The 16,279-nt window shown below is 58.2% G+C and carries 13 protein-coding genes and 3 pseudogenes; 9 read left to right on the forward strand and 7 right to left on the reverse strand.

Going from position 1 to position 16,279, the window contains the following annotated elements; translation table 11 throughout:
• Positions 1-14: 14 nt before the first annotated feature.
• From dnaJ to dnaK, 3 genes and pseudogenes are all read right to left on the reverse strand, one after another.
• A complete protein-coding gene (gene dnaJ / locus PSQ19_RS13980; RefSeq protein ID WP_282218230.1) occupies positions 15-1,163 on the reverse strand; it encodes a molecular chaperone DnaJ in 1,149 nt (382 codons plus the stop codon).
• A 290-nt stretch (positions 1,164-1,453) separates the two neighbouring features.
• A complete protein-coding gene (locus PSQ19_RS13985; RefSeq protein WP_282218231.1) occupies positions 1,454-1,930 on the reverse strand; it encodes a hypothetical protein in 477 nt (158 codons plus the stop codon).
• Positions 1,931-2,073: 143 nt separating this feature from the next.
• A pseudogene (gene dnaK / locus PSQ19_RS13990) lies at positions 2,074-3,988 on the reverse strand (molecular chaperone DnaK).
• 239 nt (positions 3,989-4,227) lie between these two features.
• On the opposite strand from dnaK, the gene pabB reads away from it, so the two are divergent.
• Together pabB and pncA are read left to right on the forward strand one after the other, a co-directional pair.
• Positions 4,228-6,027, forward strand: coding sequence for an aminodeoxychorismate synthase component I (gene pabB, locus PSQ19_RS13995; protein WP_282218232.1), 1,800 nt, complete (start codon positions 4,228-4,230; stop codon positions 6,025-6,027).
• Positions 6,028-6,030: 3 nt separating this feature from the next.
• Positions 6,031-6,668, forward strand: a pseudogene (gene pncA, locus PSQ19_RS14000) (bifunctional nicotinamidase/pyrazinamidase).
• 53 nt (positions 6,669-6,721) lie between these two features.
• On the opposite strand, the gene grpE reads toward pncA, so the two are convergent.
• Both grpE and hrcA read right to left on the reverse strand, forming a co-directional pair.
• Complete coding sequence (gene grpE / locus PSQ19_RS14005) at positions 6,722-7,309, reverse strand: nucleotide exchange factor GrpE (protein WP_282218233.1); 588 nt, start codon at positions 7,307-7,309, stop codon at positions 6,722-6,724.
• 81 nt (positions 7,310-7,390) lie between these two features.
• Positions 7,391-8,464 (reverse strand): heat-inducible transcriptional repressor HrcA, encoded by a 1,074-nt coding sequence (gene hrcA / locus PSQ19_RS14010; RefSeq protein WP_282218234.1) that lies wholly within the window; start codon positions 8,462-8,464, stop codon positions 7,391-7,393.
• Positions 8,465-8,608: 144 nt separating this feature from the next.
• Here hrcA and rph point away from each other — a divergent pair, with 144 nt between their 5' ends.
• The 3 genes from rph to hemW all read left to right on the forward strand — a co-directional run bounded on the left by rph (position 8,609) and on the right by hemW (position 11,335).
• Complete coding sequence (gene rph, locus PSQ19_RS14015; RefSeq protein ID WP_282218235.1) at positions 8,609-9,325, forward strand: ribonuclease PH; 717 nt, start codon at positions 8,609-8,611, stop codon at positions 9,323-9,325.
• A 166-nt stretch (positions 9,326-9,491) separates the two neighbouring features.
• The gene (locus PSQ19_RS14020) at positions 9,492-10,139 is read left to right on the forward strand and encodes a non-canonical purine NTP pyrophosphatase (RefSeq protein ID WP_282218236.1); all 648 of its coding nucleotides are present in this window, start codon (positions 9,492-9,494) and stop codon (positions 10,137-10,139) included.
• A gap of 35 nt (positions 10,140-10,174) precedes the next feature.
• Positions 10,175-11,335, forward strand: coding sequence for a radical SAM family heme chaperone HemW (gene hemW / locus PSQ19_RS14025; protein WP_282218237.1), 1,161 nt, complete (start codon positions 10,175-10,177; stop codon positions 11,333-11,335).
• Here the strand turns inward: hemW and PSQ19_RS14030 are convergent.
• A complete protein-coding gene (locus PSQ19_RS14030) occupies positions 11,332-12,138 on the reverse strand; it encodes an MBL fold metallo-hydrolase (RefSeq protein WP_282218238.1) in 807 nt (268 codons plus the stop codon). The two genes, hemW and PSQ19_RS14030, sit on opposite strands and share 4 nt — an antisense overlap.
• An 8-nt stretch (positions 12,139-12,146) precedes the next feature.
• Complete coding sequence (locus tag PSQ19_RS14035; protein ID WP_282218239.1) at positions 12,147-13,418, reverse strand: penicillin-binding protein activator; 1,272 nt, start codon at positions 13,416-13,418, stop codon at positions 12,147-12,149.
• A 124-nt stretch (positions 13,419-13,542) separates the two neighbouring features.
• On the opposite strand from PSQ19_RS14035, the gene rsmI reads away from it, so the two are divergent.
• The 4 genes and pseudogenes from rsmI to PSQ19_RS14055 all read left to right on the forward strand — a co-directional run bounded on the left by rsmI (position 13,543) and on the right by PSQ19_RS14055 (position 16,222).
• On the forward strand, positions 13,543-14,442 hold the full coding sequence (gene rsmI / locus PSQ19_RS14040) for a 16S rRNA (cytidine(1402)-2'-O)-methyltransferase (protein WP_282218240.1): 900 nt from the start codon (positions 13,543-13,545) through the stop codon (positions 14,440-14,442).
• Positions 14,420-14,950: a YraN family protein gene (locus tag PSQ19_RS14045; RefSeq protein WP_282218241.1), complete on the forward strand. Its 531-nt coding sequence runs from the start codon at positions 14,420-14,422 to the stop codon at positions 14,948-14,950. Before rsmI ends, PSQ19_RS14045 begins: the two co-directional genes overlap by 23 nt.
• Positions 14,832-15,753, forward strand: a pseudogene (gene gshB / locus PSQ19_RS14050) (glutathione synthase). Before PSQ19_RS14045 ends, gshB begins: the two are co-directional and overlap by 119 nt.
• Positions 15,754-15,874: 121 nt before the next feature.
• Positions 15,875-16,222, forward strand: a complete 348-nt coding sequence (locus PSQ19_RS14055; protein ID WP_282218242.1) for a YrdB family protein — start codon at positions 15,875-15,877, stop codon at positions 16,220-16,222.
• Positions 16,223-16,279 lie beyond the last annotated feature (57 nt).

A 16,279-nucleotide genomic window follows, 5' to 3' on the forward strand; every position in this document is an offset into this window, starting at 1 on the left:
CGTAGCTGCAGGCGCTAGACCTCGAACATCTTCTTGAGCTTGTCGAAAAAACCGTCAGATGTCGGATTGGTTTTTTCGGTGGTCAGGTTCTGGAATTCTTCGAGAAGTTCGCGTTGGCGACGACTCAGATGCTGCGGGGTTTCAATATCAAGCTGCACATAGAGATCGCCGGTGTCCTTGGTACGCAGCACCGGCATGCCCTTGCCCTTGAGCCGCACCCGCTGTCCTGGCTGCGTGCCAGGTGCCACCTTGACCTTGGCACGGGCGCCATCAAGCGTGGGTACTTCAAATTCGCCCCCGAGTGCCGCCGTGGTCATGGCGATGGGAACGCGCGCATAAAGATCGGCCCCCTCTCGCTGGAACAGATCGTGCGGTCGTAGCGAGATGAATATATAGAGATCGCCCGGCGGCCCGCCACGCAAACCCGCTTCACCCTCATTGGCGAGACGAATGCGGGTGCCATCCTCGATGCCCTTGGGCACGTCGACCGACAATTTGCGATTTTCCTGGCGCCGTCCTTGCCCGCCACAATCGGTGCAGGGCTCGTCCATCATCTCACCGCGTCCCTGACAAACGGGACACGTGCGCTCAATGGTGAAAAAACCTTGTGCCGCGCGCACCTTGCCGTGACCGTTACATTGCCGACAACTATGCTTGCCTGTACCCGGTTTGGCGCCTGATCCATCGCAAGTCGTGCAACCAACCAATGTTGGCACATCGACTTCTACGGTGCGGCCCAAAAAACTTTCTTCGAGCGATATCTCCAGATTATAGCGCAGGTCCGAGCCACGCATGCGCGCTGATCCGCCGCCCCCGCCGCGCCGCTGTTGACCACCACCGCCGCCCATGAAGTCGCCGAAAATATCTTCAAAAATATCCGACATCGACGAGGAAAATTCGGGGCCGAATCCCGCGCCCCCGCGTCCGCCACCACCATTTTCGAAAGCGGCATGGCCAAAGCGATCGTAGGCGGCCCGTTTCTGGCCGTCTTTTAGCGTATCATAGGCTTCGCTGATTTCCTTGAATTTGGCCTCGGCCTCGGTATTGCCGGGGTTGCGGTCAGGATGGTGCTGCATGGCAAGCTTGCGGTAGGCGCTCTTGAGCGCAGCCTCATCCGCGCCTTTCTGGACGCCGAGCACATCGTAAAAATCACGTTTGGCCAAGTAGTCGATCTCCTAGCGCGGCAGCCGATATTTCTCCGGTGCGCATCACAGGTCAAAATTCTGCTTCCTAAATGGCCATCAGCGCCGCCGCCCGCAAGGGGCAGCAGGCAGTTTTGCCTGACCAACAGGAAATTCACCCCGCTCTTAACAAGGCTTGCCCGCGCATTCAATGCCAACAAAAAGGCCCGGTTCAAGGACCGGGCTGGGTGATTCACGTGAAACCGCTCCCCGATTTTGGCAATTCATCATGTCAGGGAACCGGGTCGTGTATGCCGGTTGACGTGAGGCGCCTAGTCTTCGACGGCTTCTCGCTCCATACGTTCAGCACTGGAAATGCCGTGCTCCATCAGCTTTTTCCGCGCCGCATTGACTTCGTCGACTGAAAATTCATCATCGTGACGCAACACAACTGCCTCGCCGGTCAGATCGCCGCGCCCATTGGCCACCAGTGTATCGAAGCCGTCGCTAAACCCGTCTTCCATAATCTGATCGGCAAGAACGCGCTGGGCGCCCACACGCTTGTGCTTGGCCCGCAGCTTGGTCAGCTTGGAGGACTTGCCAGCGGCAGCGGTCTTGAATTCCTCGGCGGCCGCAATGGCAGTCCAGAATTCGCGCTCGATACCGGCGTCATGGGTCTCCCCCACCAGTTCGGCAATGCGCAATTGGCAGTTGAATGCAAGATCATCGTGGCCCAGACGCACGGCATTGGCCATGAGTTTGCGCAGCTTGATGGGATCGGTGAATGTTTGAGGATCTGGAATGTTCATAGCCCACCATAGGCCATCTCGTGCCGATTACCTAGAACTAAGGCAACCTCTGGCGTTTGGTCGCACGGCACCAGTGTGGTGTCACACCAAAATAAAAAGGGCCCGGCTCGCGCCGGACCCTCTCGATCTGAATTCAAGTCGGCCTATGCCGATTTCTGGTCATCGTCCTTGACCTCTTCGAAGTCGGCATCAACGACATCGTCGTCGGCGCTGTCCTCGTCGCTGCCATTGGCTTTGGCTTCAGCCTCTTCCTGGCTGGCCTTGTACATGGCTTCGCCAAGCTTCATCGAGGCTTCGGCCAAACTGTTGGTCTTTTCCTTGATCGCATCGCCATCATCGCCATCAATGACGGCCTTGAGACTCGGCAATCGCTGTTTCAATCGCGCCTTTGACCTCGTCGGTGACCTTGTCACCATACTCAGACAGTGACTTTTCGGTTGAGTGAATAAGGCTTTCGCCCTGATTTTTGGCTTCGACTGCTTCACGCTTCTTCTTGTCGGCTTCAGCGTTCTGTTCTGCCTCGGCGACCATGGATTCGATATCGGCATCAGACAGACCGCCCGAGGCCTGGATGCGGATCTGCTGCTCCTTGCCAGTGCCCTTGTCCTTTGCCGACACATTGACAATACCATTCGCGTCAATGTCGAAGGTCACTTCGATCTGAGGCACGCCGCGTGGTGCGGATGGAATGCCCGCCAGGTCGAAATTGCCCAACAGCTTGTTGTTGACCGCCATTTCGCGCTCACCCTGGAACACGCGGATGGTCACAGCGGACTGGTTGTCTTCGGCCGTCGAGAAGGTCTGACCCTTCTTGGTCGGGATGGTGGTGTTGCGATCGATCAGGCGGGTGAACACGCCACCCAGCGTTTCGATGCCCAGCGACAAGGGGGTCACATCGAGCAGCAACACGTCCTTGACGTCGCCCTGCAACACGCCAGCCTGAATCGCCGCACCAAGTGCCACAACTTCGTCGGGATTGACGCCCTTGTGGGGGTCCTTGCCGAACAGTTGCTTGACGACTTCCTGAACCTTGGGCATGCGGCTCATGCCGCCCACCAGTACCACTTCATCAATCTGCGCGGCGGTAACACCAGCATCCTTGAGCGCCTGCTTGCAAGGCTCCATTGTTTTCTGAACCAGATCATCAACCAGCGTTTCGAACTTGGAGCGCGACAGCTTCAGGGTCAAATGCTTGGGGCCCGAGGCATCTGCCGTAATGAAGGGCAGGTTGATTTCGGTCTGCGTCGACGATGACAGTTCGATCTTGGCCTTTTCGGCGGCTTCCTTGAGCCGCTGCAGCGCCAGCTTGTCATTGCGCAGGTCGATGCCCTGCTCTTTCTTGAACTCGTCGGCAAAATAGTCGACCAGACGCATATCAAAGTCTTCGCCGCCTAGGAACGTATCACCATTGGTGGATTTGACTTCAAACACGCCATCGCCGATCTCGAGCACCGAGACGTCGAATGTACCGCCACCAAGGTCATATACCGCAATGGTGCCAGTGGCCTTCTTGTCGAGCCCATAAGCCAGCGCCGCAGCGGTTGGCTCATTGATGATGCGCAGCACCTCAAGGCCCGCGATCTTGCCGGCATCCTTGGTTGCCTGACGCTGGCTATCGTTAAAATAGGCCGGAACCGTGATCACTGCCTGTGTAACGTTCTCGCCCAGATAGCTTTCTGCGGTTTCTTTCATCTTCTGCAGGATCATCGCCGAAACCTGCGACGGCGAGTACTTTTCGCCCGAGGCTTCCACCCAGGCATCACCATTGTCGGCCTTGACGATCTTGAAGGGGACCAGATCCTTGTCCTTGCCCACAACCTTGTCGTCATAGCGGCGCCCGATTAGGCGCTTGACGGCAAACAGCGTGCCTTCAGGATTGGTCACTGCCTGGCGCTTGGCCGGCTGACCCACCAGTCGCTCACCATCTTTGGAGAATGCCACCATTGACGGCGTCGTGCGCGCGCCCTCGGCGTTCTCGATAACTTTCGGATTGGTACCATCCATAACTGCGACGCAGCTATTGGTGGTCCCGAGGTCAATACCGATTACTTTAGCCATTATTTATGCCTCTCTTTCAGCAAACCCGATTGAGACCCTTCGCAAAAAGCAGTCTCGTGGTCGCGGAACGACCAGGTTCCTATACCTTTGAACATGCCCTGACAAAGGGCTTGGGGGCTATATAAGGAGGGGCGCCGAATGCTTCAAGCACTGTTCGGTGTAAAATGGCGATCACACTATTGACCCGATAAGCGCGTGTCGCGCTTTGCAAAGCCGCCGGTCCTGATTACAAACGCGCCATGATCTCGCCCGGCACAGTCCTTTTACACGATACACTCAATCCGCTGGGACAAAATCTGTTGTTCACCCGGCCGCGAGAAATATTGTGTGCTTATGATGCCGATTCGGCCGGTGCAGCGCTGGAGCGGCTACAGTCGGCGCAGGCTGAGGGTCAATGGGCCGCGGGCTATTTTGCCTACGAACTGGGCTATTTGTTCGAAGAACGCCTGACCCATCTGTTACCCGCGGTCACCCCAACCCCACTATTATGGTTCGGCCTCTATGATGCCCCGCAAAAATTTGACCGCGATTCAGTGCTCGCCTGGCTTGAAGCGCAAACCGATGGTAACACTCGCGGGCGCGTCATCAATATTCGACCGTCACTAAATGTCGCTGATTATGCAGAGGCCTTCGCGGCGATCAAATTCTACATCGCCGCCGGCGATGTCTATCAGATCAATCTGACATTCAAGGCCCTGTTCGAGCTTGAGGGCGACGCAGTAGCGCTCTATCGCGATCTGGTGCGCCAGCAAAATGTCGCCTATGGCGCGCTGATCGCAACCAAGTCTCACACCATCCTCTCGCGGTCGCCAGAACTTTTCATTGCCAGTTCTGCTGGCACCCTACGGGCCCGCCCGATGAAGGGAACCCGGCCGCGTGGCCGTTCAATTGACGATGATGAACTGGATCGGACCGCCCTGGCAAACGATCCGAAAAATCGCGCCGAGAACCTGATGATCACCGACCTGTTGCGCAATGATCTTGGTCGTATTGCCCACATTGGCACTGTTGAGGTTACCGACCTGTTCAGCGTAGAAACCTACCGCAGCCTGCACACCATGACCTCTGGCATTACCGCGACCTTACGGCCCGGCCTCGGTACCAGTCAGATTCTGGCCAATCTGTTTCCCTGTGGCTCGATCACCGGTGCGCCCAAAATGCGCGCCATGGAAATCATTGCGTCCCTCGAAGCGGGACCGCGTGGTCTCTATACCGGCGCCATCGGCTACTTTGCACCAAGCGGGGATTTTTGTCTCAATGTGGCCATTCGCACGCTGATGATTGATCAGGATGGGCACGGCGAAATCGGTATTGGTGGCGGCATTGTTGCCGATAGTATTCTTGAGGCTGAATATGACGAGGCCCTGCTCAAAATGAAGTTTCTGACCGATCCTCCAGTGCCGGTCGCGCTAATTGAAACCATGCGTTGGGATGCCGACGAGGGATATTATTTGCTCGATCGTCATCTTGATCGACTGCTGGCATCGTGCCGATATTTCCGGATCGAGTGTCAGCGGCAACAGCTTGAAGAACTGCTCGCCGCAACAGCGCGCGACTTCGCAGGCACCACCGTGCGCGTGCGCCTGCTACTCGATGAGGTGCACGGACCTTCGATCAGCGCCGTGCCACTGCCACCAAATCCAGCGGTGTTTCGCTTTTGCCTGTCGCCTGAACCCTTGCAATCGGGCAGCATCTGGTTGGCCCACAAAACCACCAATCGTGCCTTTTACGATGAACCCCGCCAGGCAGCTGCGGCGCAATTCGGTGTCGATGAGGTGGTGTTTTGCAATGAGACGGGTGAACTGACCGAAGGCTCGATCACCAATATCTTTGTCGAACGCGACGGCGTGCTGCTGACCCCGCCGCTTTCGGCTGGTCTGTTGCCCGGCACGTTGCGGGCGGCGTTGCTGGCCAGCGGCAGGGCAAGCGAGGCGCGGTTGATCCCGGCGGACCTGACCCGCGGTGATTCGATCTATCTTGGTAATTCGGTTCGTGGTTTGCTGCCCGCCCAATTTGTCGATCAGTCAAAAGCGAGTTGAGCGATGGCACGAACAATATATCCCGATGACGTTTTGATCGTCGTTGATGTTCAGAATGATTTTTTGCCCGACGGCAATCTGGCTGTTGCCGATGGCGACGCGGTAATCCCACTGATTAACAAGCTCGCGAAAAAATTCGCCAATGTTGTCCTGACCCAAGACTGGCATCCTGCCGACCATATTTCCTTCGCGTCAAACCATGCCGGCAAAAATCCGTTCGAAACCATAGAGCCTGGACTATGGGCCGCAGGTGCTTTGGCCCGATCACTGTGTCTGGGAAACCAAAGGCGCAGAGCCTGGCGGCCAACCTCGATATTCCGCATGCGCAATTGATAATACGCAAGGGCTTTGATCGCACCGTCGACAGCTATTCCGGCTTTGAAGAGGCTGACCGCCTCTCCCGGACCGGGTTGAGCAGCTATTTGCGCGAACGCGGGCTTAGTCAGCTATATGTCGTCGGGCTTGCGACCGACTATTGCGTCGGCTGGACCGCCCTTGACGGGGTCGCTGCCGGGTTTGATGTAAGCGTGATCGAAGACGCAACGCGGGGCATCGATAATGACGGCTCACTGGCGCGCGCCTGGGCCGACATGGACGCAGCCGGCGTCAAACGCATCCACAGCACTGAAATTTTGGGGTAACGCCTCGCCCGAGGGGCGAGGCAAACTTAGTTGGTGATCGCCGGAGAACGCGCTTAAACGCTCTTGTCCACGGCCTCATCGCCTTCTGCCTGGCTGGCACCGCCCTTGGCCACCCCAACCATCGCAGGCCGCAGCACGCGTTCGCCGATGGCAAAACCAGCCTGAACCACCTGCACGACCGTTCCTTCTGGCTTGGATGCATCGGGCACCTCAAACATCGCCTGATGCTTGTGCGGATCGAATTTGAGCCCTTCGGCTTCAATGGGTTTGACGCCATGCTTGGCCAGAAGCCGCTGCATTTCGCGCTCGGTCATTTCTATGCCGTCGATCAGCGATTTGGTGGCCGCGTCGCCGCTTTCACGCGCGTCGGCTGGCAGTACGGTCATTGCCCGGTTCAGCGCATCGGTGGCGCTGAGCATGTCGCGGGCAAACCCGGCAATGGAATAGCTGCGCGTGTCGGCAATTTCGCGCTCGGTGCGTTTGCGCAGATTCTCCATCTCGGCAATGGTGCGCAACAGCCGATCCTTGAGTTCGGCGTTCTCGGTCTGCAGGGCAACAACCGGATCGATCTCAGGCGCGGCCTGGGTGGCGTCCACTTCGATTTCGGTTTCTGGCTCTGGCGTCGCGTTCTCGTCGCTCATATGTATTTTCCGCAAGTTAAAGGATTTGCCAGCCATATCGGCCAACCGGGCGGCAATTTCAAGCCTTAGAGTCTGACTGGCCTATTTGCGCGCTATCATTGCACTGATGACATGGGCTGTATAATCCACCACCGGCACGATGCGGGCATAGTTCAGTCTGGTGGGACCAATGACGCCCAGAACGCCCACAACCTTGTCATTGGCATCCTTGTAGGGACTCAGGATCACCGACGATCCCGACAGCGAAAACAGTTTGTTTTCCGAGCCGATAAATATCCGAACGCCCTGCGCATTGTCCGCATCACCCAGAAGTTCGAGCAGGCCATCCTTGCTTTCAAGCTCGTCAAACAACTGCCGCATCCGTGCCAGATCGTCGGACGCCATCGTGTCGTTGATCAAATTGGCGCGGCCACGCACGATAATTGTCGGTTGCTCGCTGCCCGAGGGTTGCGCCAGCGTGGCCAGGCCCTCATCAACAAGTTTTTGAGTCAATTCGTCCAGTTCGGCGCGCTGTTCGGCGCGTTGGGCCGCCAATGCCTTGCGCGCCTCTGCAATTGTGCGCCCGACGATATGATGGGCCAGATAATTACCAGCCTGTTGCAGAGCGCTCGCTGTCAGTCCAGCCGGCAGGGGCACGATGCGGTTTTCCACCTGCCCATCCTGCCCTACCATTACCGCCATGGCCTGCTGCGCGTCCAGCCGCACAAATTCGAGATGCTTGAGCACCATGTCCGATTTTGCGGCGATGACCACCCCGGCGCCCTGGCTGAGTCCGGACAGCAGTGAACTGGCCTCGGTAAGCACATTTTCAACCTGTCCCTGGCTGGTGGAGCCCTGGAAATGCTGGGATATCTGGCTGCGCTCGCGCTCGTCGACCGTGCCAACCTCGAGCATGGCATCGACAAAGAACCGCAGGCCTTCCTGGGTCGGCGCGCGCCCGGCCGAGGTATGGGGAGCCGCGATCAGGCCCAGATCCTCAAGATCGGCCATGACATTGCGCACCGACGCTGGTGACAATCCCACCTGAAGCATCCGGCTGAGGTCGCGTGACCCCACCGGCATCCCGGTATCAAGATACCGCTCGACAATTTTTCTAAATATGTCCTGGCTGCGGGTATTAAGCACAGCCAGAAAGTCTTCGGGTGGTTTGACCATGGGATTGGCTAAAATTGTCCGCTTTAACGCTCTTGCATTATTTAAGCGCAAACAAGCCCCGCGCCAAGCGCCACTGGCTTGTGAGTGGGGCTAATGAGGGTTAAGAGGCGGTTAATGTGAATTTTGCCCAAGGTGATTTGACCCATGCGGCCATCCCGACGCCAGACCGACCAAATGCGCGACGTGACGATTGAACGTGGTGTTTCGCTCAAGGCCGAGGGCTCAGCTCTCATCAGCTTTGGGGCAACCAAGGTGCTGGTCACCGCCAGCGTTGAAACCAGCGTTCCGGGTTGGTTGCGCGGCAAGGGACAGGGCTGGGTCACCGCCGAATATGGCATGTTGCCCCGCGCTACGGGCAGCCGCAATCGGCGCGAAGCCACTGCCGGCAAGCAGTCCGGTCGCACCCAGGAAATCCAGCGTCTGATAGGCCGGTCGCTGCGCGCCATTGTCGATCTCAAGGCATTGGGCGAAGCCCAGATCACGCTCGATTGCGATGTATTGGAAGCCGATGGGGGCACCCGTACCGCCTCCATCACCGGCGCTTATGTGGCGCTCGCCGATGCGGTCAAATGGATGGAGGCCCGCCAACTGACCAAGGGTCCGGTACTGCGTGATTCGGTGGCCGCGGTTTCCTGCGGCATTTACCGCGGCACCCCGGTGCTCGACCTCGATTATCTCGAGGACGTCGAAGCCCATACCGACGCCAATTTCGTCATGACTGGTTTGGGTAAATTTGTTGAAATTCAAGGCACCGCCGAACAGGCCCCCTTTAGCCGCGACGAACTTGATGCGCTGATGGGGCTCGCTGAAAAAGGCATCGGCGAATTGAGTGCAATGCAAGAAGCGGCTTTGGCCAAATGAATCTCTTCAACTGGCTCAAGCGCCGCACCACCCAGTCTGAAACATCCCGTGGCGACACTGACCGCGGTGCGCCCGGCCAGTCCTGTCCGATCTGGCATGATGTGTCGCGCGCCCTGAATCAGGCTCAGTCCACCCAGCCCAATCGCAATCGCGCCCGGGGCCAGCGATGAGCTCCATCGCCAAATTGCGTTCGGGTAACCGGCTGGTGCTGGCCTCGCACAACCTGGGCAAGCTGGCCGAATTTCAGGAACTGTTTGCCCCATTTGGTCTAGAAATAATTTCGGCGGGTGCGCTGGACCTGCCAGAGCCCGAAGAAACCGGCACCACCTTTGCCGAGAACGCTCGCATCAAGGCGCATGCCGCCGCCAAGGCCGCCAACATGCTGGCGCTCAGCGATGATTCGGGCTTGTGTGTCGATGCGCTGGGCGGCGACCCGGGCGTCTATACCGCCAATTGGGCGGGACCCCACAAGGACTTTTCCCACGGCATGAAGCGGGTTGAAGATGCGCTTCAGGCCGCCAATGCTACAACGCCGGCCCAACGCCACGCCTCCTTTAATGCCACGCTCTGCCTGGCCCACCCCGATGGGCGCGATGTGCTTTACGAAGGTCGCGTCGATGGCACGCTGGTCTGGCCACCGCGTGGCGACCTGGGTTTTGGCTTTGATCCGGTATTCATGCCCACCGGATTCGATATCACGTTTGGGGAAATGCCTTCCTCCGACAAGCATTCATGGGCGCATGGCCAGATTGGCCTGTCGCATCGCGCGCGCGCCTTTGCCAGATTTGTCGAGGGTGCCATTGAACGGGAATGAACCCCGACGCGGTGAACTGGATTTCGGAGTCGATCATGCCTTTTGAAAAGTCCAATGATCTGTTCGGCATTTATGTGCATTGGCCGTTCTGCGCCGCCAAATGTCCCTATTGCGATTTTAATTCGCACGTTCATCGCGGCCCGTTCGACGAGCAGGCCTATGTCGCGGCCTATGAGCGCGAAATCGCCCACGCCGCCAGCCTGACGCCGGGGCGTTCCGTCCAATCGATATTTTTCGGTGGCGGCACCCCCTCGCTGATGAGCCCATGGGCCGTCGAAGCGATTTTGAAGGCCATTGGTAAATATTGGCACGTCGAAACTGGCGCCGAAATAACGCTCGAGGCCAACCCCACAAGCGTTGAAGTTGACCGTTTCAAGGGTTTTCGTGCCGCCGGCATTAATCGTGTCTCCCTGGGCGTGCAATCACTGAGGCCCAAACCGCTAGCCGACCTGGGTCGGCGCCATAGTGTTGAAGAAGCGGTCGCGGCCGTTCGTATTGCGCAATCGGTATTCGAGCGCTCCAGCTTCGATCTGATCTATGCCCGCCCACACCAGACGCTGGACGATTGGGAGGATGAGCTTAAAGAAGCGCTATGGATGGCCAAGGGACATATTTCGCTTTACCAGCTGACCATTGAGCAGGGCACGCGTTATTTCGACCTGCATCAGGCCGGCAAACTGGCCATGCCGGACGAGGATCTGTCGGCCGATTTTTACGAATTGACCCAGGAACTGACCCGCGCGTCCGGGTTGCCCGCCTATGAGATTTCCAATCATGCCCTCCCGGGACAGGAAAGCCTGCACAACCTGTTGTATTGGCGTTACGGCGAATATGTCGGTATTGGCCCCGGCGCCCATGGCCGCCTCTTGATCAACAATGAGCGCCACGCCACCGCCACTGAAAAGCTGCCCTTCGAATGGCAAAAAAAGGTTTTGGCAGCCGGTCACGGCCAGATTGTCGATGATGTGCTGACCTGGGAGGAGCAGGGCGACGAATTTCTGGTCATGGGTCTGCGATTGCGAGAAGGGATATCGCTTCAGCGCTTTACAGCCATCTCCGGTCGCCAGATTTCCGCCCAGCAGATCAGCGACCTGAAATCCTACGGTTTTGTTGAAACCCTGCCCAACGGCAATCTTCGCGTGACCGATCGTGGCTGGCCAGTTCTCGATGCCGTGGTCGCCGATCTGGCAGCCTAGTCCAGTGCTTTGACGTAGCGATCGGCAGAGCGTTGAACTGCCGCATGGGCCCCTTGCAACAAGAACTTGTCCCACCAACCGCCATAGAGACGGTCAAACTCGAGCGGCGCGACCGTCGCCGCAATCTGGCGTACGACATGGCCGGGCAAGGGAATGAGGTTGGGATAGCTGCGCATGAAACTCAGCCAACCGGCATCGGGCACTACCTGAATTGTGTCGCCGGTCAATAGAATGCCATCGCCTCCCGCACCAGCGGCCCAATGCAAAACAGTGCTGCCGGCAAAATGCCCGCCACAGCGAACCGCGCGCACCCCCGGCACGATTGTAAGTGCATCGCCCTGCCAGTATGTGATCGCCGGATCCGGTCGCATTACATGGTCCTTGTCGGCCTCGGGTAACAGGATCGGCACCCCGCCCAGTGCTTGGCTCCAACTGACCATTGCTGCATAAAAATGCGGATGTGACATGGTCATGGCGACAACGCCGCCGAGCGACTTGATCTGGGCAATGGTCTCAGCGGTGATCAGCGGCGTGCAGTCCCACAACACATTGCCTTTGTCGGTCTGCACCAGCAGCGCCCTTTGCCCGATCCCGGTGGACGGGTTGACCCCGATGCCGGTCAGGCAGGGTTCGATCTCAACCCACTGATTGGTGTGGGACTGTCCAAGTTCGGACATGCTGGTCCAACGCTGGCCTCCAGCGCCCACATATTGCCGCTCGTCTTCACAAATCGGACAGCGCGCGGGCGGGTTCAGGCTCGGGGAGAATTCAACGCAGCAGGTGGCGCAGATCCAGGGTGTCATCGTCGTGCCTATAGTCGCGGTCCATCGATAACGCTTGAACCACCCGGCACTACCTGCTTGACCACTAGTGCATAGTCGGCCTGCCCGTTGGGCTTGAACCTGAATATGCCGTCACGGCCCCGGAACCCGGCTGGCGCCGTCATTGTTGCGCTATCATAGCGCGGCGTCGCCATTGATAGCGCCGAAGCGTTCGCCAGGATGGTCGCGGTATAGGCAATGGTGGTCAATGGGTGAGGCGCACTCCCGAACATGCGCTGATAGTCCGCTGCAATGGCGCTATAGCCCGCAGGATCAACTGCGGGATAGATCGCCCCGGTCAGGTAGGACGTATTGTCAATGGCCATATCCCCCTCCCAGTCGGCCGAGCCGATAATGGCAATCGCCGAGCGAACAATGCCACCTTGCTCAATCATCGCGCCAAAGCTGGGGGCTGTGCCGCGATCGGGCAAAAATACAGCATCGACTTGCCCGTTGGCAATCTGGTTTACCAATTGCGCGGTGAGGGATCGCGCCTCGGTCTCGTTGGAAAAATGATAGATCGCGGCCGGTGAAATGCCCAGGCTTCGCGTTGCCTGATTAAACGCCCGCTCTTGCACCCGCCCGAACGCAGTGTTGGGAACTACCGCCGCAAAGCCTTTTCGCCCTTGCGCCTGGGCTAAAGTCAAACTGCGCTTGACCTCGTTTTCAGGCAAGACGCTGAGCAAATATACACCGGGCCCGGCCGCACTTGCATCATTGGAAAACCCGATAATGGGCACCCCGGCGGCTCGTGCCACCGATCCTGCCGCGCGAACTTGGTTCGCCTTGAGCGGCCCTAGAATGAGGCTCGCTCCTTCGGCAATCGCCGCGCTCGCTGCTTCGGCTGCGCCACCAGCACTGCCGCTGCTATCCTTGAGCACCACGGTGATATTGTCAGAAATATTCGAGCTGGTTTCGACATAATTCATCGCCAGCCGCGCCCCGTTCGCCATCGAGGTGCCAACGCTGGACAGGCCGGGATCGCCACTCAGTGGCAGCAGTAGGGCGACTTTGACCGGTCCGCGCCCAAAATTTTGCCCAACACCGCCAATTGGAGTGTCCGTTGTTCCGGCGGGTATGATCTGATTTGCCATCGTGTCGGGAACATTTGACTGCGGCAGGCCGGGGCCGGGCCAATTAAACGTGCGCGAACCAATGGCATATTCGCCCGGCGCACAGCCAGCCAGTCCCGCAAAGGCCAGCCCGCCGAGGCACCAACCAAATATTTTCTGCCGCTTTGCGCGCGCGCACCTTCGGCTCAAGCCAATCCCCTCCGCCGGTCGCGATGGCTTTGTTAAACTTTGGGCAAGTTTGGTCCGATTGGGTTAACCAAATCTATACAAACAGCCTGTGACTGCTAAAAGAACGCCAGAAACGAGGCTTGATTTGACTAGCGATCCACAAAAAACCAGCAGCTACTATATCGCTGGCACAGGCTTTGCCGGTCCGACGTTGGCACCCGGGTTGTATGTAGTAGCCACACCCATCGGCAATTTGCGCGATATTACCTTGCGGGCGCTCGAAACCCTTTCGGCGGCCGATCTGGTCCTGTGTGAGGATACGCGCCTGTCGGCTCGTCTGCTGGATCACTACAGTATCAAGGGCCCGCGCATGGCGCTGCATCAGCACAATGAGCGTGCTCGGATTGATGATATCATTGCCCGTCTGCAGCAAGGGCAGGCTATTGCCCTGATTTCGGACGCGGGGACACCGCTTTTGTCCGATCCGGGCTTTCCGCTGATTCGTGCCCTCGGCGAGGCTGGACTGCCAGTATTTGCCATTCCCGGTGCCTCGGCGCTGCTGTCGGCACTGGTTGTCGCGGGCCTGCCAACAGATGCTTTTGCCTTTCACGGTTTTCTGCCCACCAAGACTCAGGCGCGGCTAAAGGCACTTTCGGCGATGGCTGATTCACGTGAAACGCTGGTCTATTACGAAAGCCCTCGCCGTCTTGAAAACTGTCTCAATGCCATGGCGGACGCGTTTGGTGGTGACCGGCAGGCGGTAGTAGCGCTCGAACTCACCAAGCGCTTCGAGCGGGTCCATCGTGGCACACTTGCCGATCTGGCGGTCGAATTTTCCCAGGGCGACACAAAAGGCGAAGCGGTTATCCTCGTAGCTGGCGCCCCCGAATCGAGCGTCATCGCCGCTGCCGATTGGCAGGCGGTACTGGTCGATGCCTTGGCCGATCAACCCCTGCGCGCCGCTGTTGACGAGGTCAGCGCCGCCTTCGGTCTTAAGCGCAAACAGGTATATGATGCAGCCCTTGCCCTCAAAGCCCAAAAGTAGTGCCCGCCAAAAGGCCCATCGCGGTGGGCAGCGCGCTGAACGCTGGGCCGCCTGGTATTTGCGACTGCAATTCTATTCAATTCTGGCCACCCGCTACAAAACCCCGGTGGGCGAAGTGGATTTGATCGCCCAGCGCTGGGGCCATGTGATTTTCGTTGAGGTCAAGGTGCGTAACAGCTTTGAAAATCTGACCAGTGCATTCGAAGCCGTCAATACCGCCCGGATCAGTCGCGCCGCCGAACATTATCTGTCACTTCATCCCGAACTTGGTCGACACAGTTTGCGGTTCGACGTGATTTTTCTTGCACCGCGTCACTGGCCGCGTCATGTCAGAAACGCCTTTCAAGGCTCGCTAGGAAAAGTAGATGTCGCTCAAAGTCGCCGTTCAGATGGATCACATCGCCACCATCAATCCGCTTGGCGACTCAACCTTCGCCCTGATGCTCGAAGCACAGGCGCGCGGTCACCAACTGCTCCATTACACGCCCGAAACGTTAGCACTACGTGACAATGTGCTAACGGCTTTGGCCGCACCGGTTAGCGTTTTTGACCTGCCCAAAGGCGAACATTTCGAACTTGGCGACGCCCACAGGACCGAGCCTGTCCACCCAGGACGTGATCCATATGCGCCAGGATCCACCCTTCGACATGAATTACATCACCCTGACCCATTTGCTGGAGCGGCTGCACCCCCAGACACTGGTGGTCAATCCACCGGCCGCGGTACGCAATGCGCCGGAAAAGATTCTTGTCACCGATTTTCCACAGTTGATGCCGCCGACGCTTGTGACGCGCGATCGCACCATGATTCACGAGTTTCGCAAGGAGCACGGCAACATTATCGTCAAGCCGCTTTACGGCAATGGCGGGGCCGGTGTGTTTTTCATCCAGGAAGGCGATCACAATCTGGTCTCGCTGCTCGAATTGTTCGAGCAGAATTACCGCGAACCCTTCATGATCCAGAAATATCTCCCCGATGTGCGCAAGGGTGACAAGCGCATCATCATTATTGACGGCGAGCCGGTGGCCGGGCTCAATCGCATTCCCGCCGATGGCGAAGCACGCTCCAACATGCATGTCGGCGGGCGGCCCGAAATATCGGAGTTGACAGCGCGCGAACGCGAAATTTGCGCCACTATCGCCCCGGCGCTCAAAGAGCGCGACATGATTTTTGTGGGCATAGACGTTATTGGCGACTATCTTACAGAGATCAATGTCACTTCCCCCACCGGCATCCGCGAAATCAAGCGCTTCGGTGGGCCCGATATTGCGGTATTGATCTGGGACGCCGTCGAAAAGCGGGTCCGGTAGCCATTCATATTCGTTGACCAGAAATAGCCTGTTGAGCAATCGCCACCTGTCCGCCCCAAAGCTAAACATCGATCAACTGAATTGGGGATCGACATCGATGCATCATCTATATTGGCCCAATATGGTCCTGAGAGTTGCGCTCGAACTGGCCGCGCTGTTCGCGGTCGGCTGGTGGGGATTTGCCACCAATTCCGACGGGCTCATTCGGATCGCGACCGGCCTGCTATTGCCACTGGCCATGGCTACCTGTTGGGGTGTCTTTCGCATGGCCAATGATGGCGGCGCACCGGTCGTAGAGATCGGTGGCCGGGCCCGGCTACAGCTGGAGATGGGCTATTTTGCCCTGGCCGTGGCGAGCCTGGTCGGCCTTGGACGCCTGGATCTCGCCATTGGGTTGGTTGTCCTACTGACACTCAATTACGGCCTGGATGCCACCCGGACGCTCGACATGCTGACCGGCCGACGTTGAACCTCTTATGGGCGGCGGGTTTGCCTGCCTCGATAAAATGCCTTAGTGCTGAGGGCG

The organism is Devosia algicola (assembly GCF_028816455.1).
In the GTDB taxonomy this organism is placed as follows: domain Bacteria; phylum Pseudomonadota; class Alphaproteobacteria; order Rhizobiales; family Devosiaceae; genus Devosia; species Devosia algicola.

Bases quoted from the DNA above. Each gene is read 5' to 3' on its own strand.
- rph (WP_282218235.1), top strand. From the start codon at position 8,609: ATGCGGCCATCCCGACGCCAGACCGACCAAATGCGCGACGTGACGATT.
- PSQ19_RS14030 (WP_282218238.1), bottom strand. From the start codon at position 12,138: ATGACACCCTGGATCTGCGCCACCTGCTGCGTTGAATTCTCCCCGAGC.
- PSQ19_RS14055 (WP_282218242.1), top strand. From the start codon at position 15,875: ATGGTCCTGAGAGTTGCGCTCGAACTGGCCGCGCTGTTCGCGGTCGGC.
- PSQ19_RS14020 (WP_282218236.1), top strand. From the start codon at position 9,492: ATGAGCTCCATCGCCAAATTGCGTTCGGGTAACCGGCTGGTGCTGGCC.
- hemW (WP_282218237.1), top strand. From the start codon at position 10,175: ATGCCTTTTGAAAAGTCCAATGATCTGTTCGGCATTTATGTGCATTGG.
- hrcA (WP_282218234.1), bottom strand. From the start codon at position 8,464: ATGGTCAAACCACCCGAAGACTTTCTGGCTGTGCTTAATACCCGCAGC.
- pabB (WP_282218232.1), top strand. From the start codon at position 4,228: ATGATCTCGCCCGGCACAGTCCTTTTACACGATACACTCAATCCGCTG.
- PSQ19_RS13985 (WP_282218231.1), bottom strand. From the start codon at position 1,930: ATGAACATTCCAGATCCTCAAACATTCACCGATCCCATCAAGCTGCGC.
- grpE (WP_282218233.1), bottom strand. From the start codon at position 7,309: ATGAGCGACGAGAACGCGACGCCAGAGCCAGAAACCGAAATCGAAGTG.